Here is a 19,382-nt window from a genome sequence, read left to right on the forward strand (position 1 = left end):
GCTACGCGACGCCGCCCGCCGCGCCCGGGTCGGCCGCCGTCACGTCGAGCAGCTGATAGCGGTCGACCGCCTGCTTCAGCACCGACCGGTCCACCTTGCCCTCACGGGCCAGCTCGGTCAGCACGGCGACCACGATCGACTCCGCGTCGATGTGGAAGAAACGCCTGGCCGCGCCCCGCGTGTCCGCGAAGCCGAAGCCGTCCGCGCCGAGCGACTGGTAGGTGCCGGGCACCCACCGGGAGATCTGGTCGGGAACCGATCGCATCCAGTCGGAGACCGCCACGAACGGACCCTGGGCGGCGGAGAGCTTCTGGGTCACGTACGGGACGCGCTGCTCCTCCTCGGGGTGCAGCAGATTGTGCCGCTCCACGTCCACGGCCTCGCGTCGCAGCTCGTTCCAGGACGTCGCCGACCAGACGTCCGCCCTGACGTTCCACTCCTCGGAGAGGATCCGCTGCGCCTCGATGGCCCAGGGGACGGCGACACCGGAGGCCATGATCTGCGCGGGGATCGTGCCCGAGGTGCCCTCGCTGAAGCGGTACAGGCCCTTCAGGATGCCCTCGGCGTCCACGTTCTCCGGCTCGGCCGGGTGCTGGAGCGGCTCGTTGTAGACGGTGAGGTAGTAGAAGACGTCCTCGCCGTGCGGGTGCTCCTCGGACGAGCCGTACATGCGGCGCAGACCGTCCTGGACGATGTGCGCGATCTCGAAGCCGAACGCCGGGTCGTAGGCGACACAGCCCGGGTTGGTCGAGGCGAGCAGCTGCGAGTGGCCGTCCGCGTGCTGGAGGCCCTCACCGGTCAGCGTGGTACGTCCGGCGGTCGCGCCCAGCACGAAACCGCGCGCCAGCTGGTCGGCCATCTGCCAGAACTGGTCACCCGTTCGCTGGAAACCGAACATCGAGTAGAAGACGTAGACCGGGATGAGCGGCTCGCCATGGGTGGCGTACGCCGATCCCGCCGCGATCAGCGAGGCCGTGCAGCCCGCCTCCGAGATGCCGTCGTGCAGCATCTGGCCGGTCGGCGACTCCTTGTAGGCGAGGAGCAGTTCGCGGTCCACCGACTCGTACTGCTGGCCGAGCGGGTTGTAGATCTTCGCACTCGGGAAGAACGAGTCCATGCCGAAGGTGCGGTACTCGTCGGGCGCGATCAGCACGAACCGCTTGCCGATCTCCTTGTCCCGCATGAGGTCCTTGAGCAGTCGCACAAAGGCCATGGTCGTGGCGATGGACTGCTGACCCGAGCCCTTCTTCACACTCGCGTACGTCTTCTCCTCGGGCAGGGCCAGCGGCTTCGACCGCACGACGCGCGTCGGGACGTACCCGCCGAGCCCCTTGCGGCGGTCGTGCATGTACTGGATCTCCTCCGAGTTCCGGCCCGGGTGGTAGTACGGCGGCGCGCCGTCCTCCAGCTCCTTGTCGGTGATCGGAAGGTGCAGCCGGTCGCGGAAACCCTTGAGGTCGGCGACCGTCAGCTTCTTCATCTGGTGCGTGGCGTTGCGGCCCTCGAAGTTCGGGCCGAGCGTCCAGCCCTTGACCGTCTGCGCCAGGATCACCGTCGGCTGGCCCGCGTGCGCCTTGGCCGCCGAGAACGCCGCGTAGATCTTCTTGTGGTCGTGGCCGCCACGCCCGAGGTGCAGGATCTGGTCGTCGGTCATGCCCTCGACCATCGCGCGCAGCCGGTGGTCGTCGCCGAAGAAGTGCTGGCGGATGTACGCGCCCGTCTCCGTGGCGTACGTCTGGAACTGGCCGTCCGGCGTGGTGTTCAGGCGGTTGACCAGGACGCCGTCGCGGTCCTGTGCGAGCAGCGGGTCCCAGGTGCGGTCCCAGACCAGCTTGATGACGTTCCAGCCGGCGCCCCGGAACTGCGACTCCAGCTCCTGGATGATCTTGCCGTTGCCGCGCACCGGGCCGTCGAGGCGCTGGAGGTTGCAGTTCACGACGAAGGTCAGGTTGTCCAGGCCCTCGCGCGCGGCGATCGACAGCTGGCCGAGCGATTCCGGTTCGTCCATCTCGCCGTCACCGAGGAACGCCCAGACGTGGGACTTGGAGGTGTCCGCGATGTCGCGCGCCTCCATGTAGCGGTTCATGCGCGCCTGGAAGATCGCGCCGAGCGGGCCGAGGCCCATCGACACCGTCGGGAACTCCCAGAAATCCGGCATCAGCCGGGGGTGCGGGTACGAGGACAGGCCGTAGGGAGCCTTCGACTTCTCCTGCCGGAACGCGTCGAGCTGCTGCTCGGAGAGCCGGTCGAGGAGGAACGCGCGGGCGTAGATGCCCGGCGAGGCGTGCCCCTGGAAGAAGATCTGGTCGCCGCCGTCGCCCTCGTCCTTGCCGCGGAAGAAGTGGTTGAAGCCGACGTCGTAGAGCGAGGCGGAGGAGGCGAAGGTCGCGATGTGGCCGCCGACGCCGATGCCGGGGCGCTGCGCCCTGGAGACCATCACGGCCGCGTTCCAGCGGGTCGCGTTGAGGATCTTGCGCTCGATCTCCTCGTTGCCAGGGAAGAACGGCTCGTCCCTGGTCGCGATCGTGTTGACGTAGTCCGTGCTGCGCATCTCGGGCACGGCCACGCGCTTCTCGCGCGCCCGCTCGATCAGCCGCAGCATCAGGTAGCGGGCCCGCTCACGGCCGCGCTGGTCGACGGCGGCGTCGAGGGAGTCGAGCCACTCCTGAGTCTCCTCAGGGTCGAAGTCCGGGACCTGGCTGGGAAGGCCGCCAATGATGATCGGGTTGCGATCGGATCCGGAAGCCACGCTGTTCCTTCGCTGTCAGAGGGCTGTCTACGGTGGGTTTTCCCTGTATCTGCACCGTTCCCCATCGTGTACCTCGGGAACGCGTACGTCATCTCTACTAAGGGGTAACCGAGACGTTCGTACAGACCGTTGGGACGGGCCCGACCAAAACGCAACGATACGCTCAGTACGTGACGCGTTCCGCAAAGCCGTTCGGCTCTCGTACGGTCCAAGGGTTCCGAAGCCCATAAATGGGGCAGAAGGGTGTGGTGCCCGTCACGTGGCGTCATGATGGCCCGCCGGGAGTTGCGTCGGCACTGCCAGGATCGTCACCGTTTCGGCGGTCTCGACGGCCGGGTACTTGCGCGATCCGCTCCGCCCGTGTGGACTACGGCCAACGCTTCGCGTACGCGCGTGGCTGAGACTCCCCCTGACTCTGGACGAGCAGAGGGAGACCCTAATTCCGAAACATGATCAGGAGGCAAGCCGTGAGCGCGACCGCGGACCACGCGGAGGAGCGGACCAACCCGGCCGCCAGGCTGGGGTTCGAGCCCGGACAGGTGGTCCAGGAGATCGGCTTCGACGACGACGTTGACCACGAGCTCCGTGAAGGCATCGAATCGCTGATCGGCCAGGATCTGGTCGACGAGGACTACGACGACGTCGCTGACGTGGTGCTGTTGTGGTTCCGGGACGAGGACGGCGATCTCACGGACGCACTGGTGGACGTCATCGGTCTCCTTGAGGACGGCGGCATGATCTGGCTGCTGACCCCGAAGACCGGCAGGGACGGTTACGTCGAGCCCAGCGACATCAGCGATGCCGCACAGACAGCCGGCCTCTCCCAGACGAAGAGCATCTCCGTCGGCAAGGAATGGTCGGGTACCCGCCTGGCCACCCCCAAGTCGAAGCGCTGAGCTGCAGCCCCGTCTGCAAGCAGAGCATCCGTGAGGCCCCCGCCGAGCCACCTCGGCGGGGGCCTCACGCATACGCCCGAACCGGCCCGCCGGGGCCGCGCCGGGGGCCCGGTGTCGATCACTGCGTACGCTGGTCGTCACCCGAACAGACCTTTGGAAGGGAAGCGAGTGACTATGGCCATCGAGGTCGGCACCAAGGCCCCGGACTTCGAGCTGAAGGACAACCACGGCGCCACCGTGAAACTGTCCGACTTCCGTGGCGACAAGAACGTGGTGCTGCTCTTCTACCCGTTCGCCTTCACGGGCGTGTGCACGGGCGAGCTGTGCTCCCTGCGCGACAACCTGCCGCAGTTCACCGACCGCGACACCCAGCTGCTGGCGGTGTCCAACGACTCCATCCACACCCTGCGCGTCTTCGCCGAGCAGGAGGGCCTGGAGTACCCGCTTCTCTCCGATTTCTGGCCGCACGGCAACATTTCGCGCGCGTACGGCGTCTTCGACGAGGACAAGGGCTGCGCCGTGCGCGGCACGTTCATCATCGACAAGGAGGGTGTCGTCCGCTGGACCGTCGTCAACGCCCTGCCGGACGCGCGTGACCTGAACGAGTACGTCAAGGCGCTCGACACCCTGTGATTGGTCGGTTCCAAGCCCTGCAAGGCACGGGAACCCCTCACTAGGATCGAACCGTTGATCCGATACCAACGCACCTACGGGGCTCCCCGCCCCTGAACACCATTGGGAGGACTCGTGGGAGTCAGCCTCAGCAAGGGCGGCAACGTATCGCTGTCGAAGGAGGCCCCGGGACTGACCGCGGTCATCGTCGGTCTGGGATGGGACGCCCGGACCACGACCGGCGTGGACTTCGACCTCGATGCCAGTGCCATCCTCACGAACGCGGACGGCAAGGTCAGCTCCGACCAGAACTTCGTGTTCTTCAACAACCTGAAGAGCCCGGACGGCTCGGTGGAGCACACCGGCGACAACATCACCGGTGAGGGCGAGGGCGACGACGAGCAGATCAAGGTCAACCTCGCCGCCGTCCCCGCCGACGTCACGAAGATCGTGTTCCCGGTCTCCATCTACGAGGCCGAGAGCCGCCAGCAGTCCTTCGGCCAGGTCCGCAACGCGTACATCCGCGTGGTGAACCAGGCCGGCGAGGCGGAGATCGCGCGTTACGACCTGTCCGAGGACGCCTCGACGGAGACCGCGATGGTCTTCGGCGAGCTCTACCGCAACGGCGCCGAATGGAAGTTCCGCGCCATCGGCCAGGGCTACGCCTCCGGCCTGCGCGGTATCGCGCAGGACTTCGGCGTCAACGTCTGAGCCCCAGGGCCTCGGACACTTCGGTCCGGTGCCGCACCTTTCCGGTGCGGCACCGGATCAGCCGTACCAAGTGAAGATCGACCTCGGGGAGGACCAGCATCATGGGCGTCACGCTCGCCAAGGGGGGCAATGTCTCCCTCTCGAAGGCCGCACCGAACCTCACACAGGTGATGATCGGGCTCGGCTGGGACGCACGTTCCACGACCGGAGCCGACTTCGACCTCGACGCCAGCGCCCTGCTGTGCAACGGCGGCCGTGTGCTCGGGGACGAGTGGTTCATCTTCTACAACCAGCTCAAGAGCCCCGACGGCTCGGTGGAGCACACCGGTGACAACCTCACGGGTGAGGGCGAGGGCGACGACGAGTCGATCCTGATCGACCTCTCCAAGGTCCCGGCCAACGTCGACAAGATCGTCTTCCCGGTCTCCATCCATGACGCGGACAATCGCGGCCAGACCTTCGGCCAGGTCAGCAACGCCTTCATCCGTGTCGTGAACCAGGCCGACGGCCAGGAGCTCGCCCGCTACGACCTCTCCGAGGACGCCTCCACCGAGACGGCGATGATCTTCGGCGAGGTCTACCGCTACAACGCCGAGTGGAAGTTCCGCGCGGTCGGTCAGGGGTACGCGTCGGGGCTGCGGGGCATCGCGCTCGACTTCGGGGTGAATGTTTCCTAGGCCCACCTGCACCGGTCGAAGGCGGACCCTTAGACTTCGTGGTCAACAGTAGGTAAAGCCGAGTACGGCGCGGGGGCGACCCTCCCCCAAGCTAGCGCTTGGGGGTGCCCCCACCACACGATGATTGGGTAGCCAGTGCTTCTGAAAACCTTCGGCTGGTCGTTCGCGATTACCGCGCTCGGTCTGGTCGCAGCGGCCTTCTACGGGGGGTGGACCGCCTTCGGCATCGTGGCGATCCTGGCCGTCCTGGAGATCTCGCTGTCCTTCGACAACGCGGTGGTCAACGCCGGAATCCTGAAGAAGATGAATGCCTTCTGGCAGAAGATCTTCCTCACCATCGGTGTGCTGATCGCCGTCTTCGGCATGCGCCTGATCTTCCCCGTCGTGATCGTCGCCATGAGCGCCAAGATCGGCCCGATCGACGCGGTCGATCTCGCTCTCAACGACAAGGACCAGTACCAGCAGCTGGTGACCGACGCCCACCCGTCGATCGCCGCCTTCGGTGGCATGTTCCTGTTGATGATCTTCCTCGACTTCATCTTCGAGGACCGGGACATTCAGTGGCTGCGCTGGATCGAGCGGCCGCTGGCCAAGCTCGGCAAGGTCGACATGCTGTCGGTCTGCATCGCCCTGATCGTCCTGCTGATCACCTCCATGACCTTCGCGGTCCACGCCCATCAGCACGGCGGCGGACACGTCGACAAGGCGCAGACGGTGCTGATCTCCGGCGTCGCCGGCCTGATCACGTACATGATCGTCGGTGGCCTCTCCGGCTACTTCGAGGACAAGCTCGAAGAGGAGGAGGAGCGCGAACACGAGGCGGAGGAGGAGGCCGAGCGGACCGGCAAGAAGAAGCCGGCCGTCGTCCTCGCCGGCCAGGCCGCGTTCTTCATGTTCCTGTACCTGGAAGTGCTGGACGCCTCCTTCTCCTTCGACGGCGTCATCGGCGCCTTCGCCATCACCAACGACATCGTGCTGATGGCGCTCGGCCTCGGCATCGGCGCCATGTACGTCCGGTCGCTCACGGTCTACCTGGTCCGCCAGGGCACCCTCGACGACTACGTCTACCTGGAGCACGGCGCGCACTACGCGATCGGCGCCCTCGCCGTGATCCTCCTCGTCACCATCCAGTACGAGATTCACGAGGTCATCACCGGCCTCGTCGGCGTCATCCTGATCGCCTGGTCCTTCTGGTCCTCGGTACGCCGCAACAAGGCGCTCGCGGAGGCCGAGGGAAAAGCCCCGACCTCGGACGAGAAGGCTGAGGTCTCGTCCGGGGTGTGACACCCCTCTGGTTGAGGAACGCTCTGAGCGGGGCGGTCGTGGAGGACAAGTCCTCGGCGGCCGCCCCGCCGCACATCGAAGAACGTGGGGGGCGGAATGGGCATCTGGCAGGACCTGTGGCGCGGGCGCTCGGCGGACTTCGACTCCGGCAGCGCGGCTTCCAACTCCATCGAACTGACCAAGCGCAACCACACGGTCTCGCTCACCAAACAGGGCGCGGCCACCGGCAACCTCCGCATCAACCTGTCCTGGCGGATGCGTACCTCCGACATCAGCGGGCCGCAGCGCGGGAGCCTGCTGCGCCACCCCTTCCGCACCTTCAAACCGGAAGTGGTCCAGGCGCACACCCAGAGCATGGTCAACGTCGACCTCGACCTCGGCGTCATGTACGAGCTGACGGACGGCACCAAGGGCGTCGTCCAGCCGCTCGGCAGCTTCTTCGGTGAACTCAACGCCCCGCCGTTCGTCAAGCTCAGCGGCGACGACCGCTTCGGCTCGGGCTCGGGCGAGACGGCCTTCGTCAACCTCGACCACCGCGACGACATCAGACGGCTGCTGGTCTTCGTCTACATCTACGACCAGACCCCGGCCTTCGACCGTACGCACGCGATCATCACGCTGTATCCGAGCAACGGCCCGCGCATCGAGATCGGCCTCGACGAACGCCATCCGCAGGCCCGCTCCTGCGCCGTCGTCATGATCGAGTTCAACAAGGGCGTGGTGACCGTACGCCGCGAGGTGAAGTTCGTGTACGGCTTCCAGGCCGAACTCGACCGCCTCTACGGCTGGGGGCTCCAGTGGGGACGCGGGTACAAGTCGAAGGTCGACCGTTAGCCGGTTCTCGCGCCCATCGGCCGGAGGACGGCGCTCACGCCCGCCGGACGGCCGGCGATCGCGCTCAGCGGCCGAGGAACTGCGGCCCCTGCGGCGGCAGCCTGAAGTCCGGGTCCGGCCCCGCGCCCACCGCCTGCGGGAAGCCGTACGCCGGCTGCGTGGCCGGTGCCGTCTGGGGCTGCGGGTAGCCGTAGGCGGACTGGCCGCCCTGCTGGGCCGGCTGGGGGTAGCCGTACGCCGGCTCGGTCACCGCGGCGGCGGCCGGCTGCGGATAGCCGTACGCGGGCTGCTGGGGGACCGGGGCGGGCTGCTGTGTGACCGGGGCGGACTGCTCCGGCGGCAGCGGCACCGACGTCTCGGGAGCCGTGGCGGGCGCGGCCCAGGTCGTGGCCTCCGGTGCGGATCCCGCCGCGGCGGCCTCGGACTCGTCCACCGAGATTCCGAAGTCGGTCGCGAGCCCCACCAGACCGTTGGAGTAGCCCTCGCCGAGCGCCCGGAACTTCCAGCCGTCACCGCGCCGGTACAGCTCGCCGCAGATCAACGCGGTCTCCGCACCGGTCTCCGGCTTGATGTCGAAGTACGCCAGCGGTTCACCGTCCGTGACGGTGGCGTCGTACAGCAGAATGCGCAGATCGCGTACGTGATCGAAGGTGACGTCATCCGCCGAAGCGACCACGAGAATGCGTCCGACACTGGACTCGACACCCGTCAGATCTGTCTGGATCGTGTCGGTGAGGCCCTCGGTGACCCGCTTCTTGCCGAGTCGCCACACCTTGCCGGACGGATGGCGGGGCTGGTTGTAGAAGACGAAGTCCTCGTCGGATCGCACACGACCGCCGGGGCCGAGGAGCAGCGCCGAGGCATCGACATCGGGGACACCCTGCCCGGGCGCCCAGCGCAGGACGGCGCGCACCGCTGTAGCGTCCAGCGGGACGTTCGACCCTTTCAGCATCGCGTGCGTCATGCGGTCATCCTGCCCTGTCGGTCCTGGTCACGACAATGCGGGGTCGTCCCGGAACCGGCGGGTGTTGGACACGGTGGAGTTACCTGAACTTCATGCCTGGTGGGAACCTGTGACATGGATCCATACGTACTATTACCGGCCACATCACATCTGGCCGCCCTAGCCGCCACGGGGGAGTTTCATGCGTCATTTCGGTCACATCACCCCGGAACAGCGGCAGCGCCTCTTTCACCGGGAACCGGGCGTCTTCACGCCCGACTCCCCGGCCAGAGTGCTCGCCGCGGCCCTCGGGGCGACGCTGTACAGCCCGGCGACCCGGCCGCAGCTCGCCGACGACATCGTCAAGCAGACCGCGCGGGGCGTGGTCTCCATGGTGCTGTGCCTGGAGGACTCGATCGACGACTCCGAGGTCGTGGGCGCCGAGGAGAACCTGGTCCGCCAGTTCACCGACCTCGCGGCACGCCCGGACGCCGGTGAGCCGCCGCTGCTGTTCGTGCGGGTCCGCCACCCCGAGCAGATCCCCGACCTCGTGCAGCGCCTCGGCCCCGCCGTCCGGCTGCTGTCCGGATTCGTGATGCCGAAGTTCACCGAGGAACGCGGCATGCCCTTCCTGGAGGCCCTCTCCTCCGCCGAGGCGGCGAGCGGCCGACGGCTCTTCGCCATGCCCGTCCTGGAGTCGCCCGAGCTGCTCTACCGGGAATCGCGCGTGGAGACCCTGGAGGGCATCTCCCGCGCCGTCGACAAGTACCGCGACCGGGTGCTCGCGCTGCGCCTCGGCGTGACGGACTTCTGCTCCTCGTACGCGCTGCGCCGGGCCCCCGACATGACGGCGTACGACGTCCAGGTGGTCGCCTCCGTGATCGCCGACGTGGTCAACATTCTGGGGCGGGCCGACGGCACCGGCTTCACGGTCACCGGGCCGGTGTGGGAGTACTTCCGCGTCCAGGAACGCATGTTCAAGCCGCAGCTGCGCCGCAGCCCCTTCCTGGAGGGACAGGCGGAGGAACTGCGCGCCACGCTGATCGAGCACGCCATGGACGGGCTGCTGCGCGAGATCACCCTCGACCAGGCCAACGGCCTGATGGGCAAGACCTGCATCCACCCCTCCCACGTGCTGCCCGTGCACGCACTGTCCGTGGTCAGCCATGAGGAGTTCAGTGACGCCCAGGACATCCTCAGGCCGGAGCGCGGCGGCGGGGGTGTACTGAGGTCGGCGTACACGAACAAAATGAACGAGGTGAAGCCGCATCGCGCCTGGGCCGAGCGCACTCTGCTGCGCGCCGAGATCTTCGGGGTCGCCCACGAGGACATCGGCTTCGTCGAGCTGCTCACCGCCGGACTCCCGGCGTGAGCCGGACCGGCCGACGACGCGCAACCCCGACAGCAAGGAACCGATGAACACCCCAGCGCACGACCCGAACCACCCCGACGACAGGAACGCCCCGGACGCCGCGGACGACGCGGTGTGGACGGGGACCTGGGTCGCCGAGCGGCTCGGTGTCGAACTCGTCGGCGACGAGGGGCTGAGCGACCTCCTGGGGCTCGCGCTGCGGCGCAACCCCAAGCGCGCCCACCTGCTCGTCTCGAACGTCCTGGGCAAGCACGTGCCGCAGTCGCCCTCCGTCGTCCACGGATACGGGTTCGCGCTCGGCCGGCGGGTGCGCGCGCTGCTGGGCACCGACGACGCCCGCGCCGCCGTGGTCCTCGGGTACGCCGAGACCGCCACCGGGCTCGGTCACTCGGTCGCCGACGGGGTGGGCGTCGCGCCCTACCTCCACTCCACCCGCCGCCCGGTCCGCGGCGTCCGGCGGGCGGGCGGCTTCGAGGAGTCCCACTCGCACGCCACCTCGCACCTCCTTCTCCCCGAGGACCCGGACCTGCTCGCGGGCCCCGGCCCGCTGATCCTCGTCGACGACGAGTTCTCCACCGGCAACACCGTCCTCAACACCATCCGCGACCTGCACGAGCGCTACCCGCGTGAGCGGTACGTCGTCGTCGCGCTGGTCGACATGCGGTCGGAGCCCGACCTGGTGCGCTTCGAGAAGTTCGCCGGGGAGATCGGCGCCCGCGTCGACCTGGTCTCGGCCGCGTCGGGCACCGTGCGCCTCCCCGAGGACGTCCTGGCCAAGGGGATGGAGCTCGTCGCCCGGCACGAACCGGCGGCGCCCGGGGCACCCGCCCCCGAGGGCGCGGGCCGGGCCGTCCGTGTCGAGCTCGGCTGGCCCCGTGGCCTCCCCGACGGCGGACGGCACGGGTTCACGCCCGGACACCGAATACGCCTGGACGGTGCCCTGCCCGCCATGGCCGCACGGCTCGCCGACGCCCTGCCCGAGGGGGCGCGCCGCGTGCTGGTGCTCGGCTTCGAGGAACTGATGTACGCGCCGCTCCGGCTGGCCCGCGAGCTGGAGCAGGTGGTGTCCGCCGAGGTGCGCTTCTCCACCACGACCCGGTCCCCGGTGCTGGCCCTCGACGACCCCGGCTACGCGATCCGCAGCCGCGTCGTCTTCCCGGCCCATGACGACCCGGACGACGGCCCCGGCGAGCGCTACGCCTACAACGTCGCGGGTGCCGGTTTCGACGCCGTCGTGGCGGTCGTCGACTCCGCCGCCGACACCCCCGAACTGCACGCGCCCGACGGCCTGTTGGCCCAGCTGGCGGCGCACACCCCGCGTGTCCTGCTCGCCGTCGTCCCGTCGTACGTCCCCGCACGGCCGTCCACCGAAAGGCCCTCCATGCTGCCCGAGCCCCTCCGCGGCCCCGCCTTCTCCTCGTACGCCCCCGACGAGGTCGGCTGGCTGCTGCAGGACCTGTCGGACGTGACGCTGGAGGCGCCGACCGAGGAGCGCGAGGAGGCGATCCAGAGCGGCGGCGCCCACTACGCGGAGTCGCTGCCGGTCGAGTACCAGCCGAGCCCCCAGTACCAGGAGCTCTTCCGCGCGGCCCTCGCCACCTCGGCCGCCCGGATCGCCGAGGCCGTCGGCGCCGTCACCGAACTGGTGCTCGCCGAACGGTCTCCCCGCCCCGTCCTGGTGTCCCTGGCCCGGGCCGGCACCCCCGTCGGCGTCCTGATGCGGCGCTGGGCCGAGCACCAGCACGGCATCGAACTGCCGCACTACGCCGTCTCCATCGTCCGCGGCCGCGGCATCGACGCCAACGCGCTGCGCTGGCTCGCCGCCCACCACGACCCGGCCGACGTCGTCTTCGTCGACGGCTGGACCGGCAAGGGCGCCATCACCCGCGAACTCGCCGACGCCATCGAGGAGTTCGAGGAAGCCGAGGGCGTCACCGGCTTCGATCCGGAGATCGCGGTGCTCGCCGACCCGGGCTCGTGCGTGCGGACGTACGGCACCCGCGAGGACTTCCTGATCCCCTCCGCCTGCCTCAACTCCACCGTCTCCGGGCTGATTTCGCGCACCGTGCTGCGCTCCGACCTGGTCGGTGAACACGACTTCCACGGCGCGAAGTTCTACCGCGAGCTCGCCGGTTCCGACGTCTCCGTCGAGTTCCTGGACGTCGTCGCCGCCCACTTCCCCGATGTCGCCGAATCGGCCCGCGACCGGGCGAAGGAACTGCTCGCCGCCGACCGCGACCCCACCTGGGAGGGCTGGGCGGCGGTCGAGCGGATCAGCGAGGAGTACGGGATACACGACGTCAACCTCGTCAAGCCGGGCGTCGGCGAGACCACCCGGGTGCTGCTGCGCCGGGTCCCCTGGAAGATCCTCGCGCGCGCCGGAGCGGGCGCCGACCTCGACCACGTTCGGCTGCTCGCCGAACAGCGCGGGGTGCCCCTCGAGGAGGTCGAGGAACTCCCGTACACCTGCGTGGGGTTGATCCACCCGAAGTACACGCGCGGCGCGACCGGTGCCGACGGCAAGGCGGTGACCCTCTGATGTCCGCGCCCAAGGTGCTCGTCGCCAGCGACCTCGACCGCACGCTCATCTACTCCTCGGCCGCGCTCGCGCTGACCATGCCGGACGCGCGGGCGCCCCGGCTGCTCTGCGTCGAGGTGCACGAGAGCAAGCCGCTGTCCTACATGACGGAGACGGCCGCCGGGCTGCTCACCGAACTCGGCGACCTCGCCCACTTCGTGCCCACCACGACCCGCACCCGCAAGCAGTACCAGCGCATCAACCTGCCCGGTCCGGCCCCGGAGTACGCGATCTGCGCCAACGGCGGGCATCTGCTCGTCGACGGTGTCTCCGACCCCGACTGGCACCGGAGCGTGATGGAGCGGCTGGCCTCCGAGTGCGCGCCGCTCGACGAGGTGCGGGAGCACCTGGCGGCCACCGCGGACCCGGTCTGGGTGCGCAAGCACCGGATCGCCGAGGACCTGTTCGCCTATCTGGTGGTGGAGCGGGAACTGCTCCCCGAGCAGTGGGTGAAGGACCTGGCCGTGTGGGCGGAGAACCGCGGCTGGACGGTCTCGCTGCAGGGCCGCAAGATCTACGCAGTGCCGAAGCCGCTCACCAAGAGCGCGGCCGTGCGTGAGGTCGCCCGTCGTACCGGAGCCGTCCTCACCCTCGGCGCCGGGGACTCGCTGCTCGACGCCGACCTGCTGCTCGCCGTCGACCGGGGCTGGCGTCCGGGCCACGGTGAGCTCGCCGAAGCCGATTGGACCGCACCGGCGATCACCGCGCTGCCGGAGCGGGGTGTGGCGGCGGGGGAGCGGATCCTCCGCGAGTTCCTGGGCGCCTGCGCCGGGCCCGTACCGGCCTGACGGACATGGCGGACCTCGGTTCCGGCCCCGCCGTGTCCTGGGGCCGGGACCACCGGGCCCGTGGCACGCCCGGCGCCGGACCGGTCCGGGCGATAGACCGGACGTGGTCCCCGGTCCCGCTGTGTCGGGGCGCCCGGGGTGCCCGGGGTCCCGGGTACCCGACGCGCTCGCCCCGGGTCCGTTCTGCACGGTTTTGTCGGAATCGGTTCCGGTTCTGCACCGTTGAGGGTGCTTGGGATCGCTCCGCACCGGACTCGCCCGTCTCGGGATCGCCCGGGGGATATACGGAACTTGGTGCCGTTACCGTCCTGTTGGGGCGACCGGAACCGTTCCGCCGCGACACGCCGGAGCGGTTTCGGGCATAGCCGAAGAGTTCCTGAGAAATCCCCCGGGATCAGCCGCAGCAGCCGCCGCCGCAGCACCCGCCTCCGCCGCCACCGGCACGCGGCGCGGGCGCCGGCGCGGACGCCGATCCACCCTTGGCGACAGCGACCGTCGACAGGAGTTTGACGGTGTCGTCGTGCCCGGCGGGGCAGTCCGCGGGGGCGGCGGATTCGGCCATCGGTCGGCTCAGTTCGAAGGTGTCGCCGCAGGTCCGGCAGCGGTACTCGTAGCGAGGCATGCGCACAGGTTAGCCGGGATCGGCCCATGTCCGTAGGGCTCGGCAGCCTTTCCCGGCGTGCCGGAGCAAGGCCCCGGCAGGGTGCGCGGGAGCAGGTCGGCTCCGGTCGACTGGAGAGCCCCGTTGACCTCTGAACTTTTTTGTCTGGTTGCTGATCGAAGAGATCGCATTGGTCGCTGATAATTTAATAGGGCCGCGACGAGCCGCAAGGTCGGGGAGGGGGGCTCGCAGCCGCGTAAGCGGCCGCTGCAACTACCCGCGCGCGCAATTCCGAAGTGCGGAGGGAGACGCAGTCGTGACCAAGACGTGGCATCGCAACGATGCTCCGAATCCCCTGTCTTTGGGCCGCCCACGCGCAGGAGCGTGCCGTGGCTAGCACATCCGGACCGCAGCGCGGTCGCGGCTCTCGTCGCAAGCCCTCGCAGCCCACCCGACTGTCCGGCCTGGCCGCACGCCTCGTGCCGCTCGCCCGCCGCCTCAGACCCGCCTATCCACGCCCCGGCCGGGCCGGTTGGCGACGCTGGCTGCCCTCCTGGCGGCAGTGGCTCGGCGCCTTCGCGCTGTCCATCGGCCTGAGCGGTTCGCTGCTGGTCATCGCCTACGCCGCAACGGACATACCCCAGAACCTGAACACATATGCCACCCAGCAGGACAATGTCTATTTCTGGGCGGACGGCAAGCCGATGGCCCGTACGGGCTGGGTGCGGCGCCAGGACATGCCGCTGAAGGACATACCCGAGGGCGTGCGCTCGGCGGTCCTCGCGGCGGAGAACGAGAGCTTCTACTCCGACCCCGGAATCTCCGCCAAGGGTCTGGTCCGCGCCCTGGTGCGCACGGTCGGCCAGGGGGACACCCAGGGCGGCTCCACCATCACCCAGCAGTACGTCAAGAACGTCTATCTCACCCAGAACCGATCGGTGACCCGCAAGTTCACCGAGGCCATGATCGCCCTCAAGCTCGACAACAAGATGAGCAAGGACAAGATCCTCGAGGGCTACCTCAACACCAGTTGGTTCGGGCGCGGCACCTACGGCCTCCAGCGGGCCTCCCAGGCCTACTACGGCAAGGACGTGAGCAAGCTCAACGCCAGCGAGGGCGCGCTCCTCGCCGCGCTCCTCAAGGGCGCGGGTCTCTACGACCCCACCCTGAGCAAGGCCAACCACGCGCGGGCCGTGGAGCGTTGGTCCTGGATCCTCGACCGCATGGTCAAGTCCGGCACGCTGTCGAAGTCCGAGCGGGCCAAGTACACGGAGTTCCCCGAGCCGCGCGATCAGACCGGGGTGTACGACACCGGAAAGCAGAGCGACTACCTGGTCGAGCTGGCGACCCAGTACGCCAAGAAGGCCGGGCACATCTCGTCCCGGGAGTTCGACCTGGGCGGCTACCAGATCTACACGACCTTCGACCGCGAGCGCGAGACCGCGCTCACCGCCGCCGTGACCAAGGCCCGCAAGAAGGCGAAGAAGGACGACCCGGACGGCGCGAAGGCCGCCCACTACGGCGCCGCCTCCATCGGCGCCGACGGAAGCGTCCTCGCCGTCTACGGCGGCCCCGACCACCGCGAACAGGGCTACAACGAGTCCAACGCGACCACCGTCCAGGCCGGTTCGGCCTTCCTGCCCTTCGTCTACGCCGCCGCCCTAGAGCACGGCGTCACCAAGACCCGCGACAGCGCGGCCACGCCCGTCACCCCCGACGCGCTCTACGACGGCAACGACGGTGTACCGGTCAGCACACCCGAGGGCCCCTACTGGGACCGCAGCGGCAAGAAGGTCGCCGCCCACAACGAAGGCAACAAGAACTACGGGCAGATCACGCTGCGTTCGGCCCTCGCCGCGAACGTGAACACGGTGTTCATGCAGCTCGGCATGGACACGGGCCTGGAGCAGGTGCGAAGAACCGCCGAGGCGTCGGGCCTGCTCTCCTCCAGCATCGGATCGCAGGTCCCCGGGCTCTCCCTCGGCACCTCCACGCCCAGCGCGATCCGCATGGCCAGTTCCTACGCCACCTTCGCCGCCGGCGGAACGCACATCGAGCCGTTCTCCGTGCGCCGCATCACCCGCAACGGCTCCCGCGTCCGGCTGGACAAGCCCGGACCCCGTCGCGCGATGCGCGCGGAGGTGGCCCGCCAGGTGACCGAGGCGCTCTCGGACTCCTTCCGCACCGGTCACCCCGGCGCGGCCCCGGTCGGGGCGGAGGTGGCCGGCAAGAGGGGTTCCACGCTGGACGACAAGGCCGCCTGGTACGTGGGCACGAACCGTTCCGTGTCGACGGCCGTCGTCCTGTACCGCATCGATCTGTCCAAGAGCCTCGAACCGCTGCCGCTCGAGGGGATCGCCGGCGCACCCGTCGCCGACGTGCCGTACGGCATCTGGTCCGGTGCCATGAGCCCGCTTCGCTGACCCCGTCGGCCGGCCACTGGGCTCGGCCCCCAGCGACGGCCACCCGGTGGCCGCGCCACGAACCTTCCACCCCCCTCGCAGAATGTGCCCCGTATGAACTCGAAGCACAGCCGGCGCCGACGCCGCGAGCCCGATCCCGGTTCTGCCGCCGCCTCCGCACGCCAGGGCTTCGCGGCCATGACCGCCTTCCTCGTCGTCACGTCCATGGCCGCCACCTACCTGGCCCTGAACACGGACAGGGCCACACCGGCCGCGTCCGCCAGCGCGCACGCTCCCGGCGACGGCAAGGCGAAGAAGGAACCGGTCTGGGACGGGAAGACCAAGGTGCTGGGCGACGGCTCCACGTCCTACACCGGCCCGCAGAAGGGCGAGTTGAAGGCCGTACCCCTCAAGCCCGGTGAGAAGCCGCCCCAGTTCGTCGTGTTCTCCTGGGACGGCGCCCTCCAGGGCGACGACGAGCTCTTCTCGCACTACCGGGAGCTGGCCGAGGAGTACAACGCCCACATGACGTTCTTCCTGACCGGCATCTATCTGCTGCCCAAGGACAAGAAGACGCTCTACGAGCCGCCCATGCACGCGCCGGGATCGGCGGCCATCAGCTACGCCACCGACGAGCACATCCGCACCACGGTGGAGGAGCTCGGCAAGGCGTGGAAGGACGGCAACGAGATCGGCACCCACTTCAACGGCCACTTCTGCGGCGACAAGGGCGGCGGGGACTGGAGCGTGGCGCAGTGGGAGAGCGAGATCGACCAGTTCTTCTCCTTCCTCGAGAAGTGGAAGACCAACACCGGCGACAGTGACCTTCCGGCGCTGCCCTTCGACCCCGCGCGTGCCGTCAGCGGCGGGCGCGCACCCTGCCTCGAAGGCCAGAAGAACCTGCTCAAGGCCATGAAGGCCACGGCCAAGAAGTACGACTGGCGCTACGACGCCAGCTCCGCGGGCGACTTCCAGATATGGCCCGTCAAGAAGGAGGGCATCTGGGACTTCCCGCTTCAGATGCTCCCTTACGAGGGCGGCAAGTACCAAGGCCTGTCCATGGACTTCAACTTCCTCTACAACCAGTCCGACGGTGAGACCGAGGGCGATCCGGCCAAGTACCCGCAGTGGGAGCAGGAGACCGTCAAGTCCTACATGGCCGGATTCGACCGCGTCTACTACGGCAGCAGGGCACCGCTGTTCATCGGCAACCACTTCGAGGACTGGAACGGCGGCATCTACATGAAGTCCATCGACCAGGTCATCAAGAACGTGTGCACGAAGAAGGGCGTTCGCTGTGTGTCCTTCCGTGAACTGACCGACTGGCTCGATGTGCAGAAGCCCGAGACCCTGGAGCGGCTGCGCAGCCTGGACCCCGCCCAGTCGCCGGACTGGGCGACCGTGGTGAAGTAGTGCTCGCGGACCATGGGTGAAGCGGTGCTCGCGGTGGGGCCGTTATGTCCGCGACATCGCCTTGAGTGTCAACTTACCTCCGACATAAGGGACTTGGTTGCACTCGACGCGAACTCCCCCCGGATTCAGCACAGTTGAGTGGGACATGTAAAGATTCCCTTCCCCGGAGTCCGACCGGGGATCAAGGAGAATCGTCAGTGATATCGAAGAAGTTGAGCCGCAGCTGCTCGACCGTGGGGGCGATCACCCTCTCCGCCCTCCTGCTCCCCCTGTCCGCCGCCCACGCCGCGGCCCCCACTCCCCGGGTGACCGCGTCGACGGCCGACGCCTTCGGCCGCGTGGCCGACGCCGTGTTCACCGACCGCACGGCCGCCCTCCTGGACCGGGCCCCGACGGCCCGTACGGCCCTGAAGGCGACCACGGCGGGCATACGGGTCTCCGACACCCTCGCGCAGACCGAGAGCGCCGCGGTCTCCTCGCTGCACGGCACGCGGTCCCGCCTCGCGGCCCTCGGCGAGGCCTACAGCGCCGGTGACACCCGCGTCACCGTGAACAGGACCCGGGTGACGGGACAGCGGGCCACCGCCTGGGTCACCGAGACCACCACCCTCACCTACCGCAGGATCCGCGGAGACGAGCCCGCCGGCACGGGCTTCCGCGCACACCATGTCCTGACCTTCGCCGCCCAGGCGGACGGCACCTGGAAGCTGACGGGCGAGCGCTCGACGGACAAGGGTCCCCGGCAGGTCAACGAGCCCGTCACCACCACGCCCCGCAGGACCACGATGGCCGCTGTCGACGCCCCCCGGGCAGCGACCACGTATCCCGCGCCCGCCAACGCCAAGAACCTCACCGGCGCCCCGTACGACTACGCGGCCATGGCGACGTACGCCGAGACGTACTGGAAGAACTACAACCCCGCCTACCGGAGCTTCAACGCGGTCGGCGGCGACTGCACCAACTACCTGAGCCAGGTCCTGAAGGCGGGCGGCTGGGCGAAGGTCACCAGCTCGGACGAGGAGTACGGCACCTGGAACTACGGCACGTCCTCGCAGACCGACACCTGGGTCGGCGTCAACGAGTGGTCCTGGTTCACCCAGACCGCCCGGCGTTCCACCCCCCTGGCGAACGTCTACCAGATGGACATCGGCGACGTGATGCAGATGGACTTCGACAAGGACGGGTCCAAGGACCACTCCATGATCACGTCGTACCGGAGCTCCGGCGGTGTGCCGTATCTGACCTACCACGACACCGACACCTACCGGCGATCGGTGTCGAGCCTCATCGCGTCGTACCCGAACTCGGCGTTCTACGCGTACCGGACCTGATCGGTTCCTGATCGGCACCTGATCAGCAGCTGATCAGGCCCGACCTCGGCAAGGCCCCGCGGCGTGAGTGACGCGAGCTGCGCGAGCGTCGCGGGGCTGCCGCCGGGGCTGCCGCCGGGGCTGCCGCCGGGGCTGCCGCCGGGGCTGCCGCCGGGGCTGCCGCCGGGGCTGCCGCCGGGGCTGCCGGGGAG

Annotated in this window: 15 protein-coding genes; 12 read left to right on the forward strand and 3 right to left on the reverse strand. The window is 68.9% G+C overall.

Annotated features, from left to right (window positions below; genetic code table 11):
• Window position 1 precedes the first annotated feature (1 nt).
• A complete protein-coding gene (gene aceE / locus ACFWBT_RS30945) occupies window positions 2-2,749 on the reverse strand; it encodes a pyruvate dehydrogenase (acetyl-transferring), homodimeric type (protein ID WP_385706241.1) in 2,748 nt (915 codons plus the stop codon).
• 467 nt (window positions 2,750-3,216) lie between these two features.
• On the opposite strand from aceE, the gene ACFWBT_RS30950 reads away from it, so the two are divergent.
• From ACFWBT_RS30950 to ACFWBT_RS30975, 6 genes are all read left to right on the forward strand, one after another.
• Window positions 3,217-3,645, forward strand: coding sequence for a DUF3052 domain-containing protein (locus ACFWBT_RS30950; RefSeq protein WP_081217087.1), 429 nt, complete (start codon window positions 3,217-3,219; stop codon window positions 3,643-3,645).
• A 174-nt stretch (window positions 3,646-3,819) separates the two neighbouring features.
• A complete protein-coding gene (locus ACFWBT_RS30955; protein WP_266758292.1) occupies window positions 3,820-4,278 on the forward strand; it encodes a peroxiredoxin in 459 nt (152 codons plus the stop codon).
• Between the two features lie 114 nt (window positions 4,279-4,392).
• The gene (locus ACFWBT_RS30960; protein WP_385706243.1) at window positions 4,393-4,968 is read left to right on the forward strand and encodes a TerD family protein; all 576 of its coding nucleotides are present in this window, start codon (window positions 4,393-4,395) and stop codon (window positions 4,966-4,968) included.
• A 101-nt stretch (window positions 4,969-5,069) separates the two neighbouring features.
• On the forward strand, window positions 5,070-5,645 hold the full coding sequence (locus ACFWBT_RS30965; protein ID WP_081217084.1) for a TerD family protein: 576 nt from the start codon (window positions 5,070-5,072) through the stop codon (window positions 5,643-5,645).
• 135 nt (window positions 5,646-5,780) lie between these two features.
• Window positions 5,781-6,929, forward strand: coding sequence for a DUF475 domain-containing protein (locus ACFWBT_RS30970; RefSeq protein WP_385706245.1), 1,149 nt, complete (start codon window positions 5,781-5,783; stop codon window positions 6,927-6,929).
• A gap of 96 nt (window positions 6,930-7,025) precedes the next feature.
• Window positions 7,026-7,763, forward strand: coding sequence for a Tellurium resistance (locus ACFWBT_RS30975; RefSeq protein ID WP_385706247.1), 738 nt, complete (start codon window positions 7,026-7,028; stop codon window positions 7,761-7,763).
• Window positions 7,764-7,827: 64 nt separating this feature from the next.
• On the opposite strand, the gene ACFWBT_RS30980 is transcribed toward ACFWBT_RS30975, so the two are convergent.
• Entirely contained in the window at window positions 7,828-8,727 is a 900-nt protein-coding gene (locus ACFWBT_RS30980; protein WP_385706249.1) for a TerD family protein, read from the reverse strand.
• Between the two features lie 181 nt (window positions 8,728-8,908).
• On the opposite strand from ACFWBT_RS30980, the gene ACFWBT_RS30985 reads away from it, so the two are divergent.
• From ACFWBT_RS30985 to ACFWBT_RS30995, 3 genes are read left to right on the forward strand one after another with little or no spacing between them, the layout of a single operon-like run.
• The gene (locus ACFWBT_RS30985; RefSeq protein ID WP_385706251.1) at window positions 8,909-10,078 is read left to right on the forward strand and encodes an HpcH/HpaI aldolase/citrate lyase family protein; all 1,170 of its coding nucleotides are present in this window, start codon (window positions 8,909-8,911) and stop codon (window positions 10,076-10,078) included.
• 43 nt (window positions 10,079-10,121) lie between these two features.
• Window positions 10,122-12,617, forward strand: a complete 2,496-nt coding sequence (locus tag ACFWBT_RS30990) for a phosphoribosyltransferase (protein WP_385706253.1) — start codon at window positions 10,122-10,124, stop codon at window positions 12,615-12,617.
• Window positions 12,617-13,444: an HAD family hydrolase gene (locus ACFWBT_RS30995; RefSeq protein ID WP_385706254.1), complete on the forward strand. Its 828-nt coding sequence runs from the start codon at window positions 12,617-12,619 to the stop codon at window positions 13,442-13,444. The genes ACFWBT_RS30990 and ACFWBT_RS30995 overlap by 1 nt, the downstream gene beginning before the upstream one ends.
• 394 nt (window positions 13,445-13,838) lie before the next feature.
• Here the strand turns inward: ACFWBT_RS30995 and ACFWBT_RS31000 are convergent, their stop codons facing one another.
• The gene (locus tag ACFWBT_RS31000) at window positions 13,839-14,066 is read right to left on the reverse strand and encodes a zinc ribbon domain-containing protein (RefSeq protein ID WP_266758276.1); all 228 of its coding nucleotides are present in this window, start codon (window positions 14,064-14,066) and stop codon (window positions 13,839-13,841) included.
• A gap of 368 nt (window positions 14,067-14,434) precedes the next feature.
• Here ACFWBT_RS31000 and ACFWBT_RS31005 point away from each other — a divergent pair, with 368 nt between their 5' ends.
• From ACFWBT_RS31005 to ACFWBT_RS31015, 3 genes are all read left to right on the forward strand, one after another.
• The gene (locus ACFWBT_RS31005) at window positions 14,435-16,468 is read left to right on the forward strand and encodes a transglycosylase domain-containing protein (protein ID WP_385706257.1); all 2,034 of its coding nucleotides are present in this window, start codon (window positions 14,435-14,437) and stop codon (window positions 16,466-16,468) included.
• 93 nt (window positions 16,469-16,561) lie between these two features.
• Entirely contained in the window at window positions 16,562-17,860 is a 1,299-nt protein-coding gene (locus ACFWBT_RS31010; RefSeq protein WP_385706259.1) for a hypothetical protein, read from the forward strand.
• Between the two features lie 197 nt (window positions 17,861-18,057).
• Window positions 18,058-19,191: an amidase domain-containing protein gene (locus tag ACFWBT_RS31015; protein ID WP_385706261.1), complete on the forward strand. Its 1,134-nt coding sequence runs from the start codon at window positions 18,058-18,060 to the stop codon at window positions 19,189-19,191.
• Window positions 19,192-19,382 lie beyond the last annotated feature (191 nt).

The sequence above is a fragment of the Streptomyces sp. NPDC060027 genome, assembly GCF_042737005.1.
In the GTDB taxonomy this organism is placed as follows: Bacteria; Actinomycetota; Actinomycetes; order Streptomycetales; family Streptomycetaceae; genus Streptomyces.

Excerpts from the sequence above, each read along its gene's own strand:
- ACFWBT_RS30955 (WP_266758292.1), top strand. The coding sequence starts at position 3,820 with ATGGCCATCGAGGTCGGCACCAAGGCCCCGGACTTCGAGCTGAAGGAC.
- ACFWBT_RS30965 (WP_081217084.1), top strand. The coding sequence starts at position 5,070 with ATGGGCGTCACGCTCGCCAAGGGGGGCAATGTCTCCCTCTCGAAGGCC.
- ACFWBT_RS30975 (WP_385706247.1), top strand. The coding sequence starts at position 7,026 with ATGGGCATCTGGCAGGACCTGTGGCGCGGGCGCTCGGCGGACTTCGAC.
- ACFWBT_RS30980 (WP_385706249.1), bottom strand. The coding sequence starts at position 8,727 with ATGACGCACGCGATGCTGAAAGGGTCGAACGTCCCGCTGGACGCTACA.
- ACFWBT_RS30985 (WP_385706251.1), top strand. The coding sequence starts at position 8,909 with ATGCGTCATTTCGGTCACATCACCCCGGAACAGCGGCAGCGCCTCTTT.
- ACFWBT_RS30990 (WP_385706253.1), top strand. The coding sequence starts at position 10,122 with ATGAACACCCCAGCGCACGACCCGAACCACCCCGACGACAGGAACGCC.
- ACFWBT_RS30995 (WP_385706254.1), top strand. The coding sequence starts at position 12,617 with ATGTCCGCGCCCAAGGTGCTCGTCGCCAGCGACCTCGACCGCACGCTC.
- ACFWBT_RS31000 (WP_266758276.1), bottom strand. The coding sequence starts at position 14,066 with ATGCCTCGCTACGAGTACCGCTGCCGGACCTGCGGCGACACCTTCGAA.
- ACFWBT_RS31010 (WP_385706259.1), top strand. The coding sequence starts at position 16,562 with ATGAACTCGAAGCACAGCCGGCGCCGACGCCGCGAGCCCGATCCCGGT.